This window comes from Mycobacterium sp. E1386 (genome assembly GCF_001672745.1).
Taxonomy (GTDB): Bacteria; Actinomycetota; Actinomycetes; order Mycobacteriales; family Mycobacteriaceae; genus Mycobacterium.
Map to the genome: position 1 here is coordinate 22,929 of NZ_LZKH01000217.1, position 21,336 is coordinate 44,264.

Sequence of the window (21,336 nt, forward strand, 5' to 3'; positions counted from 1 at the left end):
GCATGAGAGTCCTTCTCGTCGAGGACGAAGCGCGGCTGTCGGCCACCCTCGCTCGGGGGCTGAAGGCGGAGGGATTCGTCGTCGTGGCCGTGGGCACCGGCGTCGACGGCCTACGGGAGGCGGTCGACACCGGCTTCGACGTGGTGATCCTCGACATCATGCTGCCCGGCCACAGCGGATACGAGGTGCTGCGCCGAATGCGGGCGCAGAACGTCTGGACGCCGGTCCTGATGCTCACCGCCAAGGACGGCGAGTACGACGAAACCGACGCCTTCGACCTCGGAGCCGACGACTACCTGACCAAACCGTTCTCGTTTCGGGTGCTGGTGGCGCGGCTGCGCGCGCTGATGCGCCGCGGTGTGCCGGAGCGGCCCGCGGTGCTGACCGCGGGGTCGCTGCGCCTGGACCCCGCGCGGCACACCGTGCACCGTGACTCAACCCCGATCGCGTTGACCCCCAGGGAATTCGGGGTGCTCGAATTCCTCATGCGCAACAAGGACATGGTCGTGACCAAGGCCGAGATACTGCACAACGTGTGGGATGCGCACTACCGCGGTCCCGACAACGTGGTCGAGGTTTACGTAGGGTATCTGCGCCGCAAGATCGATATTCCCTTCGGCACCAACACAATCGAAACGATTCGGGGCGTCGGCTACCGGCTGCTGTGCTGAGGGTCGCCCAGCGGCAGGGACACCACCATCCGGGTTCCGCCGCCCGGCCGGTCCTCGATGGTGACCGAGCCGCCGTGAGCGCCGACCACCTCGGCGACGATCGCGAGCCCCAGACCCGCTCCCCCGCCGCTGCGGGCACGGTCGGTATCCAGGCGCACGAAGCGCTCGAACACCCGGGCCCGGTCACCCGGGCCGATCCCCGGGCCGTCATCGCTGACGGTAACGATCGCCGTCCCGTCAACGCTGCCGACTTCCACGGCGACACGCGAAGTGGCATGGCGGACAGCGTTTTCCACCAGGTTGCGGATCATCCGCGAGATGGCCATCGGGTCGCCGATGCACCGCACCGGGCCGATGTCGGTGTCGATCGCGCAGCTTGCCTCGCGTCGCGCGCGGGCGACCTCGACGTCGGCGATCTCATCGAGGGCGAGTACTTCCGTGCGCCGCACCAGGCTCTGCTCGTCGGCGCGGGCCAGCAGCAGCAGGTCTTCAATCAGCGCGTGCATGCGTTGTGCTTCGGGAAGCAGGGTGTTGACCGCCAACTCGGCGTCGAGCAGATCTGGGTGGGCCTCGGCGACTTCCAGTCCGGAGATGATGGTGGCCAGTGGACTACGGAGTTCGTGCGACGCGTCGCCGATGAAACGCTGTTGCGCGCGGTGGCCCGCCTCGATACGGGACAGCATCCGGTTCATGGTCACCGCCAGGGCCGCGATCTCGTCGCGGCCGTTGGGCACCGGTACCCGCTCGGCGAGATCGGAGGTCGAGATCTCGGCCACGTGCGCGCGGATCGCGTCCACCGATCGCAGCGACCGGCGAACCAGCAGGAACGTCGCGACCGCCGCCCCCGCGATGACGACGGGCGCGCCGGCCGCCAGCAGCAGGGCGACGGTCCGCGCGGTCTCCTCGACCGCCTGGCTTCCCCCTCCCACGATCACCGCGTAATCCCCGGCCGCGGTGGCGACCCGCTGACCGCTGACGCGCATGTCGTCACCCGCCACCGCGTCGTCCGACAGGCCCCGACGCAGAGCGGCGCCGAAGGTGGTGACGGGCACCAGCGATGTGCGCGGCGCGGAGCGCGACCGCTTCACCACCGTGCCGTCCGCGGCAACCACCTGGACGGCGACCACCCGTTGGTCGGTGCTGAAGAGGGCGTTGTCGAGGCCGGCCGGCGGCTCGGTCTGCAGCGCCTTCGCCAGGTCGCGAACCCTTTCGGCGGCGGCATAATCGACGCCCACCAGTAGCGACCGATACAGGAACGCGTCCAGCGCTGCGCCGGCCAGAAGGAGCGCACAGAGCACCACCATCGCCGACACGGCGGCCGAGCGGGCGGCGATGCCCCAGTGCGGGAGACGACGCAACTGCACACTCCCGATTCTGCAGGGCCGCACACCGCCGGGAAACACCGAGCTCAGCGCGCTTCTCAGCGGCTTCTCAGCGATCGGCTCCTAGGCTGACACCGTCATGAGAGGTACCGCACGCCCGGCGCGTCACAAGAACCGCGCGACGACACGAATGCTGGTCTACGCCGCCATCGCCGTCGGCTCGGGGCTGGTGGCAGCGGCGCCCGCGGGCGCCGGCTCGAGCCCGTTCAGCACCCTCAGCTGCAGCTGTCCGGAGACTGCGCCGGGCGGCAGCCCGGTCCGGAGCGACGAGATCACCCGAGGGATCCGGGCAGGCGAACTTGGCTGGCCGCCACCTGCACCACAAACGCCTGCCCCGCCGCGTCCCTAGCCTCAGGCGCCTTCGCTGACGGCTCGCGCGGCGCGGTCGCCGTTGCCGTTCATGCCCGAGGCATCGGACGGCAACTCGAACGAGGGATACGCGGTACCGACGGCCGCCAGCGCCGCGTTCCGCTGGGCCTCCATCCGCGCCAGCGCCGCCTCGGTGAACACCGACAGCCCCAGGTCGGGGTTGTAGCCGTGGATCTCCTTCACGTCGAGCTGGGCCAGGAAGTAGATGATCTCCTTGGACACCACCTGACCGGGGACCAACACCGGGAAGCCCGGCGGGTAGGGCACCACGAACGTGGTGGACACCAGCGTCTTTCCCTCCGCCAACCGCCGGCCCGCCATGCCGATCAGCACGTGCTCGCGATCGGACTCCTCGTAGCCGGCGTAGAAGGCCGACCGCATGTCGCCGAAAATGCACGCGTCCACCGGCCGGAAGGCCACGTCGAACTCGCTGAAGTCGGGCAGGTGCGGCAGGTCCTGCGTGATCTCCTCGACGTGGCGCTCCTGTAACGCCCGGTCGGCGACGCTGGCGGCGTTCTCGGCGCGGTCGAAATCGATTGCCACCCTGCGCAATACGTCAAGCAGATAATGCACGCTCGACCACGTCACACCGATGGTGAAGATCAACAGCACGCTGTTGATCGACGTCTTGTTGATCTGGATGCCGAATCGGTCCATCAGGATCTTCTCGCGGAAGTCGTATCCGTTCATCCCCGTCTTGCCGACGAACAAGGTCACCCGCGTCGCGTCCAGCACGAACTGGTCGGACCGCCACGCCTCGTTCCACTCGGCCAGCGCCCCCTGCCGAACCTCGCGGTAGGAACTCACCGAGGATGCCCGGAACTCCTCGGGCACCAGATCGGACTCGTCGAGGATGCGGAACCACTTGCTGATCAACCGGTCTCGGCGCACCCGGTGGCGGAATACCAACGCCATGTCGTAGGTCTGCCGGACCAGCTGGAAGCCCTCGATGTCGACCTGCCGGCGCGCCAGGTCCAGCGAGGCCAGGAGTTGCTGGTTCGGTGAGGTGGAGGTGTGCGTCAGGAACGCCTCACCGAAGGCGTCGCGGGCCAGCGCGTTGAAATCCTGGTCGCGGACGTGGATCATCGACGCCTGCCGCAGCGCCGACAGCGACTTGTGCGTCGAATGTGTGGCGTACACGCGGACCCGCGCGCGGGCGGGGTCGGGCAACAGCGGGCGGTCGACCCACTCCGACCGATCGACACCCTCCATCGATGCCGCCCAATCCCGGTATTCGGCAGCGTATTCCGGCGATGCCAGCATCTGCTCGACGCGCTCGGCCGACACCATCGCCGTCCGCTGCCGGGCCCAGGGCACGGCCGTGGCGAACGCGTACCACGCCTCGTCCCACAGGAAGCAGATGTCCGGCTTGATGGCCAGCACCTCCAGCATGACCTGCAGCGGGTTGTAGACCACGCCGTCGAAGGTGCAGTTGGTCAGCAGCAGCATGCGCACCCGGTCCAGCTGACCGGCCGCCTCCAGATCCAGCAGCGTCTGCTTGATCGTGCGCAGCGACACCGCCCCGTAAATCGCGAACTGCGGCAACGGATAAGCGTCCAGGTACAGCGGGTACGCGCCGGCCAGCACCAGCCCGTAGTGATGCGACTTATGGCAGTTGCGGTCGATCAGCACGATGTCGCCCGGCCGGGTCAGGGACTGGACGACGATCTTGTTGGCGGTCGACGTCCCGTTGGTGACGAAATACGTGTGGTCGGAATTCCACGTGTGCGCGGCCTTGTCCATCGCCTTCTTGATGTTGCCGTGCGGGTCGAGCAGCGAGTCCAGGCCACCGGAGGTGGTCGAGGTCTCGGCCATGAAGATGTTGCGGCCGTAGAACTCGCCCATGTCCTGCAACGACTTCGAGTTGAAGATGCTGGCGCCGCGCGCGACCGGCAGCGCGTGGAATTGGCCGACCGGTGCCGCCGCGTACGCCCGCAGCGCATCGAAAAACGGTGTGGCGTAACGGTTTCGAAGCCCGGCGAGAACGGTGCTGTGCAGGTCGGTGACGTCGTTGAGCCGGTAGAACGTCCGGTCGTACACGTCGGGCTCGGTGTCATCGCCCGCCGCGATGGACTCGTCGGTGAGCAGATACAGGTCGATGTGGGGCCGCAACTCGCGGATCCACTCGCCGCACTCCACCCAGTCGTTGGCGCGGTCGGGAATGACGTCACCCGCGTCCTCGTTGGGCCCCAGCAGGGTGTTCATCAGCGGCAGCCGGTCCCGGGACCGCAGCGGCAGGTCGTCGCGGATGATCGCGGCCTGGATCTCGCCGTTGAGGGCGACCGCGGTAATGGCGTCTTCGACGCTGGGCACCACCAGGATCTCGAACTGCACATCGTCGGACGGGTTTCGCAGGTCCCGCAGGCATTCGGCCAGGCAGTCCGGGGCTGTCGCGGGCGCGTCGTCGGCGAGCAGGACGGTGTAGAACTGCTGCTGTTTGGCCTGGGCCACCAGCTCCTGGTCGGCAAGCGGCGCCGAGGTGTCGAAAAGCCCTGCGCGGTCGCCGTATTCGCTCAGCAGCCGGACCGCCATGGAAACCTCTTCGGTGAGCCGCACCGTGGACAGGCTCTCGAGGTGCGCGCGGAAGGTCGCCAGGTTGGCCGCGCCGGGGTACAGCCAGTACCGCTCGTAGGCGGCGATGCGGTCCATCAGGCGTTTCACCCGGGCCACGTCGTGGGTCTTGTCGAGCCCGGCCAGGTCGACCTCGGCGAGGTGGCGGCACGCGTCGTCGAGCAGATTCCACGTGTCGACGCGGGCGTAGGACGGGTTGGCCACCGCCGCCAGCGCGGAGACGCGGAGTCGTCGCGGCTGGGTGGTGTATCGAGTCATGACCTCACCTGTTCTTCTGAGCGACTTGTATTCTCACCCCGCCGCGCTGCCCACGTGATCGTTTCGCGTGAGCTCTCCTCAGCTGTTCAGCTCGTCGTCACCCTCTTCGGCGTCCAGGATGCGCCGGTTCGCCCGCGTGCTGTCCACCCAGCGTAGGACCGGAAGTTCCCAGCGGCGGGCCGGCAACTCGGTGACGTCGGACAGCGATCGCACCACGGACTGCGTGAGTCCCATGATCGCGGCCATCACGGGCAGCAGCGGCTGCAGCGGCCGCGCGGCGGTGCGGACCGTGCTGATGCGGCGGGCCACGATCAGCCGCTCGACGCAGTGATACAACCAGGCGCCCACCGCGAGCGCGTAGATCGACAGCGCCGACGCGACGATTGTCCAGCCGAAGGCGGCGCAGACCACCGCACCGAGCACCACCGTCGCGGCGAGCAACCCCGCGACGACGGCGCGCAGCTCCAGCCGCGTCACGCCTGGCGTTCCTCGGTTTCCGGCGCGCCGGCCGCACTCGAACGAACCGCCGCCGCGGCCGCCCGGATCTGCGGCGTCACCAGCATGACCTGGCCCAGCACGCCGTTGACGAAGGCCGGCGAGTCGTCGGTGGACAGCTCCTTGGCCAGCTGCACGGCCTCGTCCACGGCTACCGGCTCCGGGACGTCGTCGGCGTAGAGCAGCTCCCACACCGCGACCCGCAGGATGGCGCGATCGACGGCGGGCAGCCGGTCCAGCGTCCAGCCCTGCAGGTGCGAGCTGATCAGGTCGTCGATGTGGGCGGCGTGCTCGCCGACACCGCGGGCGGCCGCGACCGTGTACGGCTGCAGCGGCGCCACCTCCGAGTTCGCCGCGGCCAGCGTGGCGCGCCCGTCGACGACCTCGGCCGGCCCCATCCCGCGGGCCTCCGCCTCGAACAACAGGTCGACGGCACGCTTGCGGGCCTGATGGCGCCCCCTGACGGGCCTGCTCACGCGTTGACGCGCCCCAAATAGCTGCCGTCGCGCGTGTCCACCTTCAGCTTGTCGCCGGTGTTGATGAACAGCGGCACCTGGATCTCCGCCCCCGTCTCCACGGTGGCGGGCTTCGTGCCGGCGCTGGACCGGTCGCCCTGCAGGCCCGGTTCGGTGTGGGTGACCTCCATCTCGACCGACACCGGCAGCTCGATGTACAGCGGGGCCCCGTTGTGGAACGCGACCTGCACCGGCAGCCCCTCGAGCAGGAACCGGGCGGCGTCGCCGACCAGCGACTCCGGCAGCGGGTGCTGCTCGTAGTCCTGGCTGTCCATGAATACGAAGTCTGAGCCGTCGCGGTACAGGTAGGTGGTGTCGCGCCGGTCGACGGTGGCCGTCTCCACCTTCACGCCGGCGTTGTACGTCTTGTCGACGACCTTGCCGGAAAGCACGTTCTTCAGCTTGGTGCGCACGAAAGCCGGGCCCTTGCCCGGTTTGACGTGCTGGAACTCGACGATCTGCCAGAGCTGGCCGTCGATCACCAGCACCAGTCCGTTCTTGAAATCGGCGGTGCTTGCCACGGTTCGGTGTATCTCCTAGAGGATGGACAGTCGGTCGCGACCTGTCTGCAATTTGTCGGTCAGTCTAAAGCGCGGCGCGGCCGACGCCCGCGCGTCGGGTGGCGGGAAGCTCCGCGTTAAGGGCCGGTCTCGGCCGGCTCGCTCGGCGCGGGCCGCAGGGGCTTGATCATCGTCAAGAAGGGGACGTTGAGCTTTTTCCCGCCGGAAAACGGCACCGGGATGGGGATATACACGATGTCGATCTCCAGCCGCAGCTCCCGCAGGGGTTGCGCGTCCAGCTCCCACCGAAAATCCCGTAGGCGCGCCAGCCCACGTTCGATTGGCTCCACCCCATTCACGCCACCCGACTTTACCCCGGCGGCCCGGCCGACTGAACCGCGCGGTTCGTCTAGGCGAGAACCGCCAACTCCTTGGGAAACCGGGTGAGCAACTCCGGCGCCTGCCCGCGGGTCGCCGCCGCCTCGCCGGGCACGACCAGGGTGTCCTCGATGCGCACGCCGCCGCGACCCGGCAGGTAGACGCCCGGCTCGACGGTCACCACCGAGCCGGCCAGCAGCGTGCCGGTCGACGTGGCCCCGATCCCCGGCGCCTCGTGGATCTGCAACCCCACTCCGTGCCCCAGCCCGTGGCCGAACTGCTCGCCGTAGCCCGCGTCGACGATGAGCTGGCGCGCCGCGCCGTCGACGTCGCGCAGGTTGGCGCCCGCCCGCAACGCCTCCCGCCCGGCCCGCTGGGCGTCGGCGACCAGCTGGTAGATCTCCCGCTGCCAGTCGGCGGCCTTGCCGAGCACGAAGGTGCGGGTCATGTCGGAGTGATAGCCGGCCACCAGCGCGCCGAAGTCGATCTTGACGAAATCCCCGGCCGCGAGCGCGGCGTCGGTGGGGCGGTGATGCGGGATCGCCGAATTCGGCCCGGCGGCGACGATGGTCTCGAACGAGATCGCGTCGGCGCCGTGGTCGAGCATCAGCGCCTCGAGCTCGCGGCTCACCTCGCGTTCGGTTCGTCCGGGCCGCAGGCCGCCGCGCTCCACCAGCTCGGCGAGGGCGGCGTCGGCCGCCTCGCAGGCCAGCCGCAGCAGCGCCACCTCGCCGTCGTCTTTGACCTCGCGCAGCGCCTCGACGGTCCCGGCGGCCCGCACCAGCTCGGTGGCGGCCTTGCGTTCGCCGAGTTCGCTGGTCAGGACGTCGAAGGCGTCGACGGTGACCACGTTGCTCTCGAAGCCCAGCTTCCCGACGCCGTCGTCGGCGGCCCGGCCGACCAGGTGGCGCCCGAGGGCGCGTTCGATGGCGATCTCGATCCCCGGCGCCTGCTCCGCGGCCTGGGTGCGATACCGGCCGTCGGTGGCCAGTACCGGGCCGCGGTCGTCGGCGAAAACCAGCAACGCGCCGTTCGATCCGGTGAAACCGGACAGGTAGCGCACGTTGTTCAGGTCGCTGACCAGCATCGCGTCGAGTCCACCGGCCCGGATTTGCGCCTTCAGGTTGTCCCGGCGCTGAGAATGTGTCACGACCCTTGACGGTACTCGCTACGCTGATTGCCCATGAGGTCCTGGATGCTGCGCGGATTGGTCTACGCCGCGGCGATGGTAATCGTTCGCTTGTTCCAAGGCGCGTTGATAAACGCGTGGCAGACGCAGGCCGGGCTTTTTAGCGTGGTGCTGCTGCTTTTGTTCATCATCGGCGTAGCCGTGTGGGGGGTGCTCGACGGCCGGGCCGACGCGAAAGCGAACCCCGACCCGGACCGGCGGGGCGACCTGGCGATGACCTGGCTGCTGGCCGGCCTGGTGGCCGGCGTCCTGTCCGGAGCCGTGTCCTGGCTCATCGCGCTGGTGTACAACGGCCTCTACACCGGCGGCCTGATCAACGAGTTGACCACGTTCGCGGCGTTCACCGCCCTGTGCGTGTTCCTGCCCGGGATCATCGGCGTCACCATCGGCCGCTGGCGCGTCGACCGCAATCCGCCGCCCCGCAGGCCGGGAACGGACGAGGAGCGGGCCGACACGGATGTGTTCTCCGCGGTGCGCGCTGACGACGCGCCGACCGGGGAGATCCCCACGGCTGGAGCGCAGCACGAGGAGCGGACCGCGGCGGTCGCCACGGCCGAGCGGGACGCCCCGACCGAAACGATGGGCACCACCGAACGCGAGGCACCGACCGAGACGATCGCCAAGAGCGAGTCCGAGCCCAAAACCGAGGTGATCCGCAAGGCCGGCGACGAGCCGACCACGCCCGGCCACGAGCCCGGCAAGGGCTAACCCGTGGCGGCTTCCGCCAGGTAGCGCAGGGCGAGCAGGTAGCCCTGGATTCCCAGCCCGACGATTACCCCGGTCGCGACCGGGCTGAGGTACGAGTGGCGCCGAAAGTCTTCGCGGGCATGCACGTTGGAGATGTGCACCTCGATCAGGGGCGCGCGCAACTCGGCGCACGCGTCGCGCAGCGCGACCGAGGTGTGGGTCAGCCCGCCGGCGTTGAGGATCACCGGTTCGCCCGCGTCGGCGGCCGAATGAATCCAGTCCAGCAGTTGCGCTTCGTTGTCGCTCTGGCGCACAACGGCTTTCAGGCCGAGCGCGGCGGCCTCCCGCTCGATCAGCGCGGCGAGTTGATCGTGCGTGGTGTCCCCGTACACCTCGGGCTCGCGGCGGCCCAGCCGGCCCAGGTTCGGGCCGTTGATGACTTGCACGGTGACGTTGCCGGTCATCGGGCGTCCCCTTCGTCGGACAGCCCCGCGTAAGCCGCCGCCAGCAACGACGGGTCGGGACCGGCCAGCCGCCCCGGCTTGGCCAGCCCGTCGAGCACCACGAACCTCAGCACCCCGGCGCGCGACTTCTTGTCCTGGGCCATGTATTCCAGGAGTTGCGGCAACGCGTCGGGGTCGTAGCCGACCGGCAGGCCGAGCGCCGACAGGACGGTGCGGTGGCGCTGCGCGGTCGCGTCGTCGAGCCGGCCGGCCAGCCTGGCCAGCTCCGCGGCGAACACCAGGCCCACCGACACCGCGGCGCCGTGGCGCCACTCGTAGCGCTCCCGGCGCTCGATCGCATGCGCCAATGTGTGGCCATAGTTCAGGATTTCGCGCAGCTCCGACTCCTTCTCGTCGGCGGCGACGACCTGCGCCTTGACGGCGATCGAGCGCCGGATCAGCTCCGGAAGCACGTCGCCGGTGGGGTCGACGGCGGCCTGCGGGTCGGCCTCGATGAGATCGAGGATCACCGGGTCGGCGATGAAGCCGGCCTTGACCACCTCGGCCATCCCCGCGACGAGTTCGTTGTGCGGCAACGTTTCCAGGGTCGCCAGGTCGACCAGCACCGCCAGCGGCTGATGGAACGCGCCCACCAGGTTCTTGCCCGCGTCGGTGTTGATGCCCGTCTTGCCGCCGACGGCCGCGTCGACCATGCCGAGCAGCGTGGTGGGAATGTGGACGATGTCGACGCCGCGCAGCCAGGTGGCCGCCGCGAACCCGGCGACGTCGGTGGCGGCGCCGCCGCCGAGGCTGACCAACGCGTCTTTGCGGTCAATCCCGATGCGGCCCAGGACTTCCCAGAGGAATCCGACGACCGGTAGGTCCTTTCCGGCCTCGGCGTCGGGGATTTCGATGCGGTGCGCGTCGACGCCCTTGTCCGCCAAGCGGCTTCGGATCGCTTCTGCGGTTTGCGCGAGCGCCGGTTGGTGCACGACGGCCACCCGGTGCCGGTCGCAGAGCAGTTCGACCAGCTGGTCGCCCAGGTCGGTCCCGATGATTACCGGGTACGGCGGGTCGACGGCCACCTGCACGGTGTGGGTCATGTCGCCGCCTCCGCGTGGGCGTTGTCCGGGGTCTGCAGCCGGGACACGATGTAGCGCACGACCGCCCCGGGATTGCGGCGATTGGTGTCGACGCGGATCGTCGAAACGCGCCGGTAGAGCGGGACCCGCTCGGCCATCAGCGCTTTGTATTTCTCGGCGCGGTCCGGGCCGGCGAGCAGCGGCCGCACGGCGCTGCCGCCGGTGCGCCGCACGCCCTCGTTGGCGCCGATCTCCAAGTAGATGACGGTATGGCCGGCGAGCGCCGCGCAGACCCCCGGGCTGGTGACGGCCCCACCGCCGAGCGACAACACGCCGTCATGGTCGGCCAACGCGGCGCGCACCGCGCCCTCCTCGATGCGGCGGAACTCCTGCTCTCCGTCCGTGGCGAAGATGTCGGCGATGCTGCGCCCGGTCTGCTGCTCGATCGCCGCATCGGTGTCCAGGAACCCGACGCCCAGCGCCTTGGCCAGGCGCCGCCCGATCGTGGACTTGCCCGATCCCGGCAACCCGACGAGTACCGCCCTGGGCGCCATCAGGCGGTACCCCGGGCGGCCGGCGCTTCCCGGTCGGCGACCGCGCGCCGATACGCCTCGATGTTGCGGCGGGTTTCGGTGAGCGAATCGCCGCCGAACTTCTCCAGCGCCGCCCGGGCCAGCACCAGCGCCACCATGGCCTCGACGACGACGCCGGCGGCCGGGACCGCGCACACGTCCGAGCGCTGGTGGATGGCGACGGCCTCGTCGCCGGTCACCATGTCGACGGTGGCCAGCGCCCGCGGCACGGTGGAGATGGGCTTCATCGCGGCGCGCACCCGCAGCGGCTGCCCGTTGGTCATGCCGCCCTCCAGCCCGCCCGCGCGGTTGGTCGAGCGGACCACGCCGTCGGGTCCGGGATACATCTCGTCGTGGGCGCGGCTGCCGCGGCGGCGGGCCGTTTCGAAGCCGTCGCCGATCTCCACGCCCTTGATGGCCTGGATGCCCATCACCGCGGCGGCGAGCTGGCTGTCGAGCCGGTTGTCGCCGCTGGTGAACGAACCCAGCCCGACCGGCAGGCCCACGGCCACCACCTCGACCACGCCGCCAAGGGTGTCGCCGTCCTTCTTGGCCGCCTCGATCTCGGCGATCATCGCTTCTTCGGCGCCCTTGTCGAAGGCGCGCACCGGGCTGTCGTCGATCGCGGGCAGGTCCTCCGGGCGCGGCGGCGGGCCGTCGTAGGGCGCCGACGGACCGATCGCGATCACGTGCGAAAGCACCTCGACACCCAGCGCCTGGCGCAGGAAGGACCGCGCGACGGTGCCGACCGCGACGCGGGCGGCGGTTTCCCGGGCGCTGGCCCGCTCCAGCACGGGCCGGGCGTCGTCGAAGCCGTACTTGAGCATGCCCGCGTAATCGGCGTGGCCGGGCCGCGGCCGGGTGAGCGGTTCGTTGCGCGCGACATTGGCCAGTTCCGCCGGGTCGACCGGGTCGGCGGCCATCACGGTCTCCCACTTGGGCCACTCGGTGTTGCCGATCTCGATGGCGATGGGGCCGCCCAGCGTGATGCCGTGGCGCACCCCGGACAGCACGGTCACCGCGTCGCGCTCGAACTTCATCCGCGCGCCGCGGCCGTAACCGAGCCGCCGGCGGGCCAACTGGTCGCCGATATCGGTCGAGTTGACCTCGACGCCGGCGACCATGCCCTCGAGCATGGCCACCAACGCACGACCATGCGACTCCCCGGCGGTGATCCAACGCAACACCCGATCATCTTCCCATGTGCGCCCGGGCGGGCTTAAATCCCGAGGGCCAGGCCGATTGCGGCGGCGGTGGCCGCGCACATCGACGGGCCGTGCGGCACACGCGCGGAGCACGCGCGGCCGAGAAGCCGGCCGAGCAGGCCCCACGACACGGTCAGCAGCGGCGCCGCGAGCGCCGCCAAGAACCACACCCCGGCGCCGAAGCAGCCGGCCAGCGCGCCCAGGCCGATCGCGAGCTTGACGTCTCCCGCTCCCATTCCCGCCGGGGCCAGGGAGTGCACCAGCAGATAGACCGCGGTCAACGCCGTCGCCCCCGCGACGGCGGGCCAGCCGCGCCCGGCCACGGCGGCCGCCAGCAGGATCATCGCCGCCCCGGGCAGCGTCAGCAGGTTGGGCAACCGGCGCTCGCGGATGTCGTAACCGCTCAACACCGCCAGCCAGACCAGCACCGCGACCGCCGCCGTCACCCCCATGCCGCGGGACGCTAGCCCAAGGCGGCGGCCATGGCCTCTCGCGGCGCCGGCAGGCCTGTGAATAGCTCGACCTGGGTGAAGGCCTGATGCAGCAGCATCTGCAGGCCGCTGATCACGCGGCCGCCGGCGGCGGCCACCGCGGCGGCCAGCGGCGTGGGCCACGGGTCGTAGACGGCGTCCAACAGCACCGGGATGGCCGCGAAGATGTCCGCATACCGCGCCCCGACCTCCGCGGGGATCGTGCTGACCAGCACCCCCGCGCCGGCCACCGCGGCGGGCAGCTCGTCGCTGTCCAGCCCCACGAACCGCGTCCGCACCCCGATTCCCGTGCCGAGATCCACCAGCCGGGCAGCCTTATCCGGATCGCGCGCGACGACGGTGATGGCGGTGACACCCAGCTGGGCCAGCCCCAGCACGGCCGCCGGCGCGGTCCCACCCGACCCGCACACCAGCGCAGGCCCGGCCGCTTCCACTTCTGACGCCAGCGCCCCCGCTACGCCGTCGATGTCGGTGTTGTCGGCCCGCCAGCCCGCCGACGTGCGGACGAGCGTGTTGGCCGACCCCACCCGCTCGGCGCGTTCGGTGCGCTCGTCGGCGAACCGCAACGCGGCGAATTTGCCCGGCATGGTCACCGACACCCCGACCCACTCGGGCCCGAACCCGCCCACCACCGCGGGCAGCTGCCCGGCGTCGCACTCGATGCGCTCGTAGGTCCAGTCGTGCAGCCCCAGCGCCCGGTAGGCGGCCAGGTGCAGTTGCGGGGACTTCGAGTGGGCGATCGGCTTGCCGAGCACCGCCGCTTTTCGGGGTGCGCCGTCAGCGCGCGCTATCGAGGACACCGTTGCGCTTAGCCAGCTCGATGTTGGCCAGATGCTGCTGATAATCCTTGGTGAACAGCGTCGTTCCCTGGGCATCGATGGTGACGAAGTACAACCAGTCACCGGGCTCGGGATGCTCGGCGGCGTGCAGGGCGTCGACCCCGGGCGAACAGATCGCGGTCGCCGGCAACCCCTGCGACACGTAGGTGTTCCACGGCGTCTTCTGGGCCCGGTCGGCATCGGTGGTGGCCACTTCCCGGCGGTCCAGCGGATAGTTGACCGTCGAGTCGAATTCCAGCGTGTGGTGTGCGTGCAGGCGGTTGTAGATGACCTGCGCGACCTTCGCGAAGTCCTGCGACTTGGATTCCTGCTCCACCAGCGACGCCACCACCAGGATGTCGTAGGGCGACAGGCCCATGGCCTGGGCGGTGTCCACCAACCCCGACTTCATGTATTCCACGGCGCCGGTGCTGATCAGCCCGGACAGGATCGTCTCGGCCGACGTGGAGGGGTCGACGTTGAAGGTTCCCGGCGCGATCAGCCCCTCGATCCGGCGATGATCCTTGCCGAGCTCGGTGAACGGCTCGAGCGCCCACGGCGGCACCGCCAGCGCGGCGGGTGTGCTGTTGGTCGCCGCCGCCCGCAGCTCCTCCACCGCGACGCAGTGCTGGTTGCCGTCCAGGGTGACGCAGGTGGCGCGGGAGATCAGCGTCAGGATGCCCGGTGTCACCTTGTTGGTCTTCATGTCGGTGGTGTCGTCGAGTTGGCGGCCCTCCGGGATGACCAGCCGGCCCACCCGGCTGTTGGGGTCGGCCAGCCGCTCGACGGCGTTGGCCGCAGGGATCTCGGTGCGCATCCGGTAGAAACCGGGCTGGATCGACGAGATCTTGGTGTTGCCGTGCGCGGCGTTGACGAATGCCCGGACCGTCTTGGTCACCTGCTCGTGCTGCAGCGTCTCCCCGACCATGGTGGTCGAGTCGCCGTCCTTGATCTGAATCACGATGTCGCGCTTGCCGTTTCCGGTGTAGTCGTCGTCGGCCCCGAACATCGTGTGCCACAGCTTGGCGCCGACGAAAACCCCGACCAGCACGACGACGGCGACGACCGCGACCACGATCGTGCCGGCGAGCCGCCGCCGGCGGCGCCCCCGCTCGGCCCGATTGCGGGCCACGCGGCCGCCTTTGCGCGACGGGCCGACCGCTTCGGGTTCGGCCCGTTCACGCCGTGCGCTGTCAACCATCGGTGGACTCCCCCGCGGTCAGGGTGGCTCGGCGTTGGTCGAGCCAGCTCTGCAGGATGGCCACCGCGGCCGCCTGGTCGATCACTGCCCGCTGCTCCCTGGCGCGGACGCCGGCCGCGCGCAGCGATCGCTGCGCGCTGACGGTGGTCAGGCGCTCGTCGGTCAGCCGCACCGGTATGGGGGCGATGCGCCGGGCCAGTTCGCCGGCCAGCTCCATCGCGTCGACCGCCGACGGGCCGGTGCGGTCGGCCAGTGTCCGCGGCAGCCCGACGACCACCTCAACCACCCCGAGCTCCGCGGCCAGCTCGGCCAGCCGCCGCACGTGTTTGCCGGAGCGGTCGCGGCGCACGGTTTCCACCGGGGTGGCCAGGATGCCGTCGGGGTCGCTGCAGGCGACGCCGATGCGCACGCTGCCGACGTCGATGCCGAGACGCCGTCCCCGGCCAGGGTCGCCGGGCCGGTCGGGCAAGCGATGCTCTGTGGAAACCACTCAGCCGACCCGCGCTATCTCAGAGCGGACGGCCTCGAGCGCGGCGTCGATGCGGGTCGGGTCCTTTCCGGAACCCTGCGCCAGATCGGGCTTGCCCCCGCCGCGGCCGTCGACGGTCGCGGCCAGCTGCTTGATCAGGTCGTTGGCGCGGATGCCGAGCTCTTGGGCGGCCGGGTTGGCGGCGATCGCGTACGGCACGGTGCCGCCCTCGCCCTCCGCGATCAGCGCCACCACGGCGGGGTCGCTGCCCAGCTTGCCGCGGATGTCGCCCACCAGGGAACGCAGGTCGCCCGCCGTCATCCCCGCGGACATCCGTTGCGCCACCACACGGACGTTACCGATACGCTCCGCGCCGGCCGCGGCGTTGGTCGCGGCGGCGCGCGCCCCGGCCAGCCGCGCGCGTTCGAGCTCCTTCTCAGCGGCCTTGAGCCGCTCCACCAGGCCGGCCACCCGCGCGGGCACCTCGTCGGACGGCACCTTCAGCGACGACGCCAGCCCCGCCATCAGGGCGCGCTCCTTGGCCAGGTGGCGGAACGAGTCCAGCCCGACGTAGGCCTCGACCCGGCGGACCCCGGAACCGACCGACGATTCGCCCAGGATGGTCACCGGCCCGATCTGCGCCGAGTTGTGCACGTGGGTCCCACCGCAGAGTTCCAGCGAGAACGGGCCGCCGATCTCCACCACCCGCACCTGTTCCGGGTAGCTCTCGCCGAACAGCGCGACCGCCCCCATGGCCTTGGCCTTCTCGAGTTGCTCGGTGAAGGTGTGCACCTCGAAGTCGGCCTGGACGGCCTCGTTGGTGACCTCTTCGATCTGGGTGCGCTGCTCGTCGGACAGCGAACCCTGCCAGTTGAAGTCGAAGCGCAGGTAACCCGGGCGGTTCAGCGACCCGGCCTGAACGGCGTTGGGGCCCAGCACTTGTCGCAGCGCGGCGTGCACCATGTGGGTGCCCGAGTGCCCCTGGGTGGCGCCACGGCGCCATTCCGGGTCGACCGCCGCGACGACGGTGTCGCCCTCCACGAATTCGCCGGATTCGACGTTGACCCGGTGCACCCAAAGGGTTTTGGCGATCTTCTGCACGTCGGTGACCGCCGCCCGGGCGCACTCTGAGGCTCCCGTCCCGCTGATGGTGCCCTCGTCGGCGATCTGCCCGCCGGATTCGGCGTAGAGCGGGGTGCGGTCCAGCACGAGTTCGACCTGATGGGAGCCATCGGTGCCGTGGGTGACCACCGGTACCCGCTTCCCGTCGACGAAGATACCCAGAATCCTTGCCTCGGAAGCCAGTTCGTCGAAGCCGGTGAATTCGGTGGGGCCGGCGTCGACCAGCTCGCGGTAGGCGCTCAGGTCCGCGTGCGCGTGCTTGCGCGCGGCGGCGTCCGCCTTCGCCCGGCGGCGCTGTTCGGCCATCAGCTCCCGGAAGCCGATCTCGTCGACTTGCAGGCCGGCCTCGGAGGCCATCTCCAGGGTCAGCTCGATCGGGAACCCGTAGGTGTCGTGCAGCGTAAAGGCGTCGGAGCCGGAAATCGCTTTCTTACCAGACGCTTTCGTGGTGCCGGCCACGTCGTCGAACAGCTTCGAGCCGGCCGCCAGCGTGCGGTTGAACGCGGTCTCCTCGGCGACGGCGATGCGCCTGATCCGGTCGAAGTCGGCGACCAGTTCGGGATACGACGGCCCCATCGCGTCGCGCACGGTGGCCATCAGCTCGCCGACGATCGGGCCTTCGATGTCGAGCAGCTTGGCCGATCGGATCACCCGGCGCAGCAGCCGGCGCAGCACGTACCCGCGCCCGTCGTTGCCGGGAGTGACGCCGTCGCCGATCAGGATCGCCGCGGTGCGGCTGTGGTCGGCGATGACCCGGTAACGCACGTCGTCTTCGTGGTTGCCGGCGTCGTACCCGCGCGGGGCGCGGGCGGCCACGGCATCGATGACGGGCCTCAGCAGATCGGTCTCGTAGACGTTGTGCACGCCCTGCAGGATGAACGCGACCCGCTCGACGCCCATGCCGGTGTCAATGTTCTTGCGCGGCAACGGCCCCAGGATTTCGAAGTCGGTTTTGCCGGTGCCCTCGCCGCGTTCGTTCTGCATGAACACGAGATTCCAGATCTCGATGTAACGGTCTTCGTTGGTCACCGGGCCGCCGCCGATGCCGAACTCCTCGCCGCGGTCGTAGTAGATCTCCGACGACGGGCCACACGGACCGGGGATGCCCATGGACCAGTAGTTGTCTTCCATGCCGCGGCGCTGGATCCGCTCGGCCGGCAGTCCGGCGATCTCCTGCCACAGCTGCACAGCCTCGTCGTCGTCGAAATAGACCGTCGTCCATATTCTTTCGGGATCCAGCCCGTAGCCGCCCGCGGACACCGGATTGGTCAGCAGGGTCCACGCCAGCTCGATGGCGCGGCGCTTGAAGTAGTCGCCGAACGAGAAGTTGCCGGCCATCTGGAAGAAGGTGTTGTGCCGGGTGGTGATGCCGACCTCGTCGATGTCGGGCGTGCGGATGCACTTCTGGATGCTGGTGGCCGTCGAGTACGGCGGTGTGCGCGCGCCCAGGAAGTACGGCACGAACTGGACCATGCCGGCGTTGACGAAGAGCAGGTTGGGGTCGTCGAGGATCACCGATGCGCTGGGCACCTCGGTGTGACCCGCCTTCACGAAGTGATCAAGAAATCGCTTCCTGATCTCGTGTGTCTGCACTTCTGGTCCGCTTCTTCCTGTTTGCTTTTTCTGCGTGGACGTCTATTCCAGCGTATTCGCCGGAATAGCTGGCTACCGGGCCGCTAACCCTCCAGAAAGCTCAACCGCACCGAGCGGTGCGGGTTGTCCCGGTTCAGGTCGACCAGCACGATGCTTTGCCACGTGCCCAGCATCGGCTCGCCGGCAGAGACCGGCACCGTCACCGACGGCGCGACCAGCGCCGGCATCACGTGGTCGGCGCCGTGGCCCGGGGAGCCATGCGAGTGCCGGTAGCGGTCGTCGCGCGGCAGCAGCCGCTCCAGCGTGTCGACGAGGTCGTCGTCGGAGCCGGCCCCGGTCTCGATGATGGCGACGCCCGCCGTCGCGTGCGGGACGAACACGTTGCACAAGCCGTCGCCCCGCGACCAGCAGAAGCCCCGTACCGCCTCGGTCAGATCGACGATGCGGCGCCGTGTCGTGTCCACGTCGAGCACATCGGTATGCATCCGAACCAGCCTACGGCGCACCTGTTGCGACCAGCCAATCGTTTGTGATCGCGACCACATCAAGGCATTGCGGCGCGCAACGGGCAGGAGGAAGGTAACTGGTGGGGCCGGTGGCCCACCGGGCCCCTTGGTACCAGCCCAACTGAGGAGGTCGGCCGTGTACGCACGCTCCACCACCATCCAGGCGCAACCCTTATCGGTAGACATCGGCATCGCGCACGTTCGCGACATCGTCATGCCGGCCCTCACGGAGATCGACGGGTGTGTCGGACTGTCGCTGTTGGTCGACCGGCAGTCCGGAACCTGCATCGCCACCAGCTCGTGGGACAGCATCGACGCCATGCGCGCCAGCGCCGAACGGGTCGCGCCGATTCGCGATCAGGCCGCGCTGATGTTCGACGGGAGCGCGCGGGTCGAGGAGTGGGACATCGCTTTGCTGCACCGCGACCATCCGTCCCGTCCGGGGGCATGCGTGCGGGCCACCTGGCTCAAGGTGGTGCCGGATCAGCTCAGCCGATCGCTGGACTTCTACCGGTCCTCGGTGCTGCCGGAGATGGAGGATCTCGACGGCTTCTGCAGCGCCAGCCTGCTGGTCGACCATCCCGCGTGCCGGCGGGCGGTGTCCTGCTCGACGTTCGACTCGATGGACGCCATGGCCCGCAACCGCGACCGCGCCACCGAACTGCGCAGCAGGCGGGTGCGGGAGCTGGGCGCCGAGGTCGTTGACGTCGCCGAATTCGAGCTGGCGATCGCCCACCTGCGGGTGCCCGAGCTGGTCTAGCGCGGGTCGGCTCTTTCGCCGAGTGTGCGGCCAGCCGCACAGCGAGCGCTGAGTGTGCGGCCCGCAGCTTGCTCGACGCGCTACGGCAGGGCGTCGCCCGGGAAGCCGCGGCAGGGGTGCACTTCGAAGGTGAAGACGCCGCTCGCCACACCCGGGTCGTCGGCCATGATGGCGGCGGCGTCGTCCACCGTGGCCGCGAACACCGCGACACCGCACACGTCGGAGCCGTCGGTGACCGGCAACACGATCGGCATGACGCCGTCGTCGCGCAGCCCGAAATTGCGGCGCCCGTGCTCCCAGACGGTCCCCGGGGTGGTGTCCTCGCCGAAGCGCGGCCCCTGCTTGAGGATGACGACGCTGTAGGGCTTGGTGGTGGCCAGCAGTCGGCCCATTTCCTCGTCAGTGAAGGTTTTCATCACCGTCCCCGCTTCCTGCGGATGATCGCCCGCAACCGTTCCAGCCGCCCGGCCATCTCCCGCTCGCCGCCGCGGCCGGTCGGCCGGTAGTAGTCCACGCCCACCAGCTCGTCCGGCGGATACTGCTGGGCGACGACGCCGTCGGGATCGTTGTGCGAGTACTGGTAGCCCTGCGCGTGTCCCAGCGCTGCCGCGCCCGAATAGTGCCCATCGCGCAGATGGGGCGGCACCAGGCCGGCTTTGCCCGCCCTGACGTCGTCCATCGCGGCCGCCAGCGCGGTGGTAACGGAGTTCGACTTGGGCGCGGTGGCCAGGTGGATGGTGGCGTGCGCCAGCGTCAGCTGCGCCTCGGGCATGCCGATCAGCTGCACGGTCTGGGCGGCCGCCACCGCGATCTGCAGCGCGCTCGGATCGGCCATGCCGATGTCCTCGCTGGCCAGGATCATCAGCCGGCGCGCGAGGAACCGCGGGTCCTCGCCCGCGACGAGCATGCGGGCCAGGTAGTGCAGCGCCGCGTCGACGTCGGAACCGCGCACCGACTTGATGAAGGCGCTGATGACGTCGTAGTGCTGGTCGCCGTCGCGGTCGTAGCGCACCGCGGCCTTGTCCAGCGACTGCTCGATGGTCTCGACGCTGACGGAGTCGCCTGCCGCCTGAGCCGATTCGGCCGCGACCTCCAGCGCGGTCAGCGCCCGGCGGGCGTCGCCGGCGGCCAGCTGCACCAGCAGGTCGACGGCCTCGGGCGAAACCGCGACCCGACCGTCGAGCCCGCGGGGGTCGTCGATCGCCCGCTGCACCACGGTGCGGATGTCGTCGGCGCCCAGCGGGCGCAACTGCAGGATCAGCGACCGGGACAGCAACGGCGCGACGACCGAGAACGACGGGTTCTCGGTGGTCGCCGCCACCAGCAGCACCACCCGGTTCTCCACGGCGGACAGCAGGGCGTCCTGCTGGGTCTTGGAGAAGCGGTGCACCTCGTCGATGAACAGCACCGTCTGCTCCCCGCGCAGGAGCGCGTGCCGTGCCGTGTCTATGACGGCGCGCACGTCCTTGACGCCGGCCGACAGCGCCGACAGCGCCTCGAACCGGCGGCCGGTGGCCTGGGAGATCAGTGCGGCCAGCGTCGTCTTGCCACTGCCGGGCGGGCCGTAGAGGATGGCCGACGCCACGCCCGATCCCTCGACCAGGCGGCGCAGCGGCGATCCGGGCGCCAGCAGGTGCTCCTGGCCGACCACCTCGTCCAGCGAGGCCGGCCGCATGCGCACCGCCAGCGGTGCACCGGCCGACACGCCCAGGGCGTGATCGCTTGTCGGCGGCGCGCCGGGCAGGTCAAAAAGACCGTCGGACACGGCTTCAGGCATACCACGAAAACGAATCCGGGCGCCGGGCACTCATCTTTGCTAAGTTCCCGTGTGCGCGTGCCCACAGGTTGAGTCAACAGCTAGGACGGACATGAGCCAGCCTCCCGAGTATCCAGGCACCCCGGCCGATCCCCACGGCAGCGAGCACAACCCTCCGGGCTACCCGCAGCCCCCGAATTACGGCGCCCCGCCCCCCAATTACGGCCCGCCGCTGATCGGCGCCGCCGACGCCGGCTGCGGGGTGGCCGCCAACGGGATGTGGCCCTCGCCGGCGAGCTGTTG

At 70.0% G+C, this 21,336-nt stretch carries 23 protein-coding genes and 1 pseudogene; 4 read left to right on the forward strand and 20 right to left on the reverse strand.

What is annotated here, in order from left to right; all coding sequences use genetic code 11:
• The first annotated feature begins 2 nt into the window (after positions 1-2).
• Complete coding sequence (locus tag A5709_RS22405; RefSeq protein WP_067944674.1) at positions 3-671, forward strand: response regulator transcription factor; 669 nt, start codon at positions 3-5, stop codon at positions 669-671.
• Here A5709_RS22405 and A5709_RS22410 read toward each other — a convergent pair.
• From A5709_RS22410 to A5709_RS22440, 8 genes are all read right to left on the reverse strand, one after another.
• Complete coding sequence (locus A5709_RS22410; RefSeq protein ID WP_067944675.1) at positions 653-2,074, reverse strand: HAMP domain-containing sensor histidine kinase; 1,422 nt, start codon at positions 2,072-2,074, stop codon at positions 653-655. The two genes, A5709_RS22405 and A5709_RS22410, sit on opposite strands and share 19 nt — an antisense overlap.
• 117 nt (positions 2,075-2,191) lie before the next feature.
• Complete coding sequence (locus tag A5709_RS28210) at positions 2,192-2,329, reverse strand: hypothetical protein (RefSeq protein ID WP_156673464.1); 138 nt, start codon at positions 2,327-2,329, stop codon at positions 2,192-2,194.
• 75 nt (positions 2,330-2,404) lie between these two features.
• Positions 2,405-5,251 (reverse strand): aminotransferase class I/II-fold pyridoxal phosphate-dependent enzyme, encoded by a 2,847-nt coding sequence (locus A5709_RS22415; RefSeq protein ID WP_067944676.1) that lies wholly within the window; start codon positions 5,249-5,251, stop codon positions 2,405-2,407.
• Between the two features lie 78 nt (positions 5,252-5,329).
• A complete protein-coding gene (locus tag A5709_RS22420; protein ID WP_067944677.1) occupies positions 5,330-5,728 on the reverse strand; it encodes an antitermination protein NusB in 399 nt (132 codons plus the stop codon).
• Positions 5,725-6,222 carry a transcription antitermination factor NusB gene (gene nusB, locus A5709_RS22425; protein WP_067944678.1) on the reverse strand — a complete coding sequence of 166 codons (498 nt, stop codon included), beginning with the start codon at positions 6,220-6,222 and terminating at the stop codon, positions 5,725-5,727. Before nusB ends, A5709_RS22420 begins: the two co-directional genes overlap by 4 nt.
• On the reverse strand, positions 6,219-6,782 hold the full coding sequence (gene efp, locus A5709_RS22430) for an elongation factor P (RefSeq protein WP_007171952.1): 564 nt from the start codon (positions 6,780-6,782) through the stop codon (positions 6,219-6,221). Before efp ends, nusB begins: the two co-directional genes overlap by 4 nt.
• Before the next feature lie 116 nt (positions 6,783-6,898).
• A complete protein-coding gene (locus tag A5709_RS22435; protein ID WP_067944679.1) occupies positions 6,899-7,120 on the reverse strand; it encodes a hypothetical protein in 222 nt (73 codons plus the stop codon).
• A gap of 50 nt (positions 7,121-7,170) precedes the next feature.
• Positions 7,171-8,289: a Xaa-Pro peptidase family protein gene (locus A5709_RS22440; protein WP_067944680.1), complete on the reverse strand. Its 1,119-nt coding sequence runs from the start codon at positions 8,287-8,289 to the stop codon at positions 7,171-7,173.
• A gap of 33 nt (positions 8,290-8,322) precedes the next feature.
• Between A5709_RS22440 and A5709_RS22445 the strand changes: the two genes are divergently transcribed.
• Positions 8,323-9,036, forward strand: a complete 714-nt coding sequence (locus A5709_RS22445; RefSeq protein WP_197520216.1) for a B-4DMT family transporter — start codon at positions 8,323-8,325, stop codon at positions 9,034-9,036.
• Here the strand turns inward: A5709_RS22445 and aroQ are convergent.
• The 10 genes from aroQ to A5709_RS22495 form a co-directional block, all read right to left on the reverse strand.
• Positions 9,033-9,479, reverse strand: a complete 447-nt coding sequence (aroQ, locus tag A5709_RS22450) for a type II 3-dehydroquinate dehydratase (protein ID WP_067944682.1) — start codon at positions 9,477-9,479, stop codon at positions 9,033-9,035. The genes A5709_RS22445 and aroQ overlap by 4 nt on opposite strands.
• A complete protein-coding gene (gene aroB, locus A5709_RS22455) occupies positions 9,476-10,561 on the reverse strand; it encodes a 3-dehydroquinate synthase (protein ID WP_067944683.1) in 1,086 nt (361 codons plus the stop codon). Before aroB ends, aroQ begins: the two co-directional genes overlap by 4 nt.
• A complete protein-coding gene (locus A5709_RS22460) occupies positions 10,558-11,094 on the reverse strand; it encodes a shikimate kinase (RefSeq protein WP_067944684.1) in 537 nt (178 codons plus the stop codon). Before A5709_RS22460 ends, aroB begins: the two co-directional genes overlap by 4 nt.
• Entirely contained in the window at positions 11,094-12,299 is a 1,206-nt protein-coding gene (gene aroC, locus A5709_RS22465) for a chorismate synthase (protein ID WP_067944685.1), read from the reverse strand. Before aroC ends, A5709_RS22460 begins: the two co-directional genes overlap by 1 nt.
• A 32-nt stretch (positions 12,300-12,331) precedes the next feature.
• On the reverse strand, positions 12,332-12,769 hold the full coding sequence (locus tag A5709_RS22470; protein ID WP_067944686.1) for an A24 family peptidase: 438 nt from the start codon (positions 12,767-12,769) through the stop codon (positions 12,332-12,334).
• A gap of 11 nt (positions 12,770-12,780) precedes the next feature.
• Positions 12,781-13,599, reverse strand: a complete 819-nt coding sequence (locus A5709_RS22475) for a shikimate dehydrogenase (protein WP_197520217.1) — start codon at positions 13,597-13,599, stop codon at positions 12,781-12,783.
• Positions 13,586-14,827, reverse strand: a complete 1,242-nt coding sequence (mltG, locus tag A5709_RS22480) for an endolytic transglycosylase MltG (protein WP_067944688.1) — start codon at positions 14,825-14,827, stop codon at positions 13,586-13,588. Before mltG ends, A5709_RS22475 begins: the two co-directional genes overlap by 14 nt.
• Positions 14,820-15,317 carry a Holliday junction resolvase RuvX gene (gene ruvX / locus A5709_RS22485; RefSeq protein WP_067944689.1) on the reverse strand — a complete coding sequence of 166 codons (498 nt, stop codon included), beginning with the start codon at positions 15,315-15,317 and terminating at the stop codon, positions 14,820-14,822. The genes mltG and ruvX overlap by 8 nt, the downstream gene beginning before the upstream one ends.
• Complete coding sequence (alaS, locus tag A5709_RS22490) at positions 15,318-18,011, reverse strand: alanine--tRNA ligase (protein WP_068122588.1); 2,694 nt, start codon at positions 18,009-18,011, stop codon at positions 15,318-15,320.
• Positions 18,012-18,094: 83 nt separating this feature from the next.
• Complete coding sequence (locus A5709_RS22495) at positions 18,095-18,484, reverse strand: secondary thiamine-phosphate synthase enzyme YjbQ (RefSeq protein ID WP_197501127.1); 390 nt, start codon at positions 18,482-18,484, stop codon at positions 18,095-18,097.
• Between the two features lie 169 nt (positions 18,485-18,653).
• Between A5709_RS22495 and A5709_RS22500 the strand changes: the two genes are divergently transcribed.
• Positions 18,654-19,277 (forward strand): hypothetical protein, encoded by a 624-nt coding sequence (locus A5709_RS22500; RefSeq protein WP_068122593.1) that lies wholly within the window; start codon positions 18,654-18,656, stop codon positions 19,275-19,277.
• 80 nt (positions 19,278-19,357) lie between these two features.
• Here A5709_RS22500 and A5709_RS22505 read toward each other — a convergent pair whose 3' ends face one another.
• Complete coding sequence (locus tag A5709_RS22505; RefSeq protein ID WP_068122595.1) at positions 19,358-19,693, reverse strand: hypothetical protein; 336 nt, start codon at positions 19,691-19,693, stop codon at positions 19,358-19,360.
• A complete protein-coding gene (locus A5709_RS22510; RefSeq protein WP_067944694.1) occupies positions 19,693-21,054 on the reverse strand; it encodes a replication-associated recombination protein A in 1,362 nt (453 codons plus the stop codon). Before A5709_RS22510 ends, A5709_RS22505 begins: the two co-directional genes overlap by 1 nt.
• A 91-nt stretch (positions 21,055-21,145) precedes the next feature.
• Between A5709_RS22510 and A5709_RS28215 the strand changes: the two are divergent.
• A pseudogene (locus A5709_RS28215) lies at positions 21,146-21,336 on the forward strand (hypothetical protein); the annotation flags it as partial.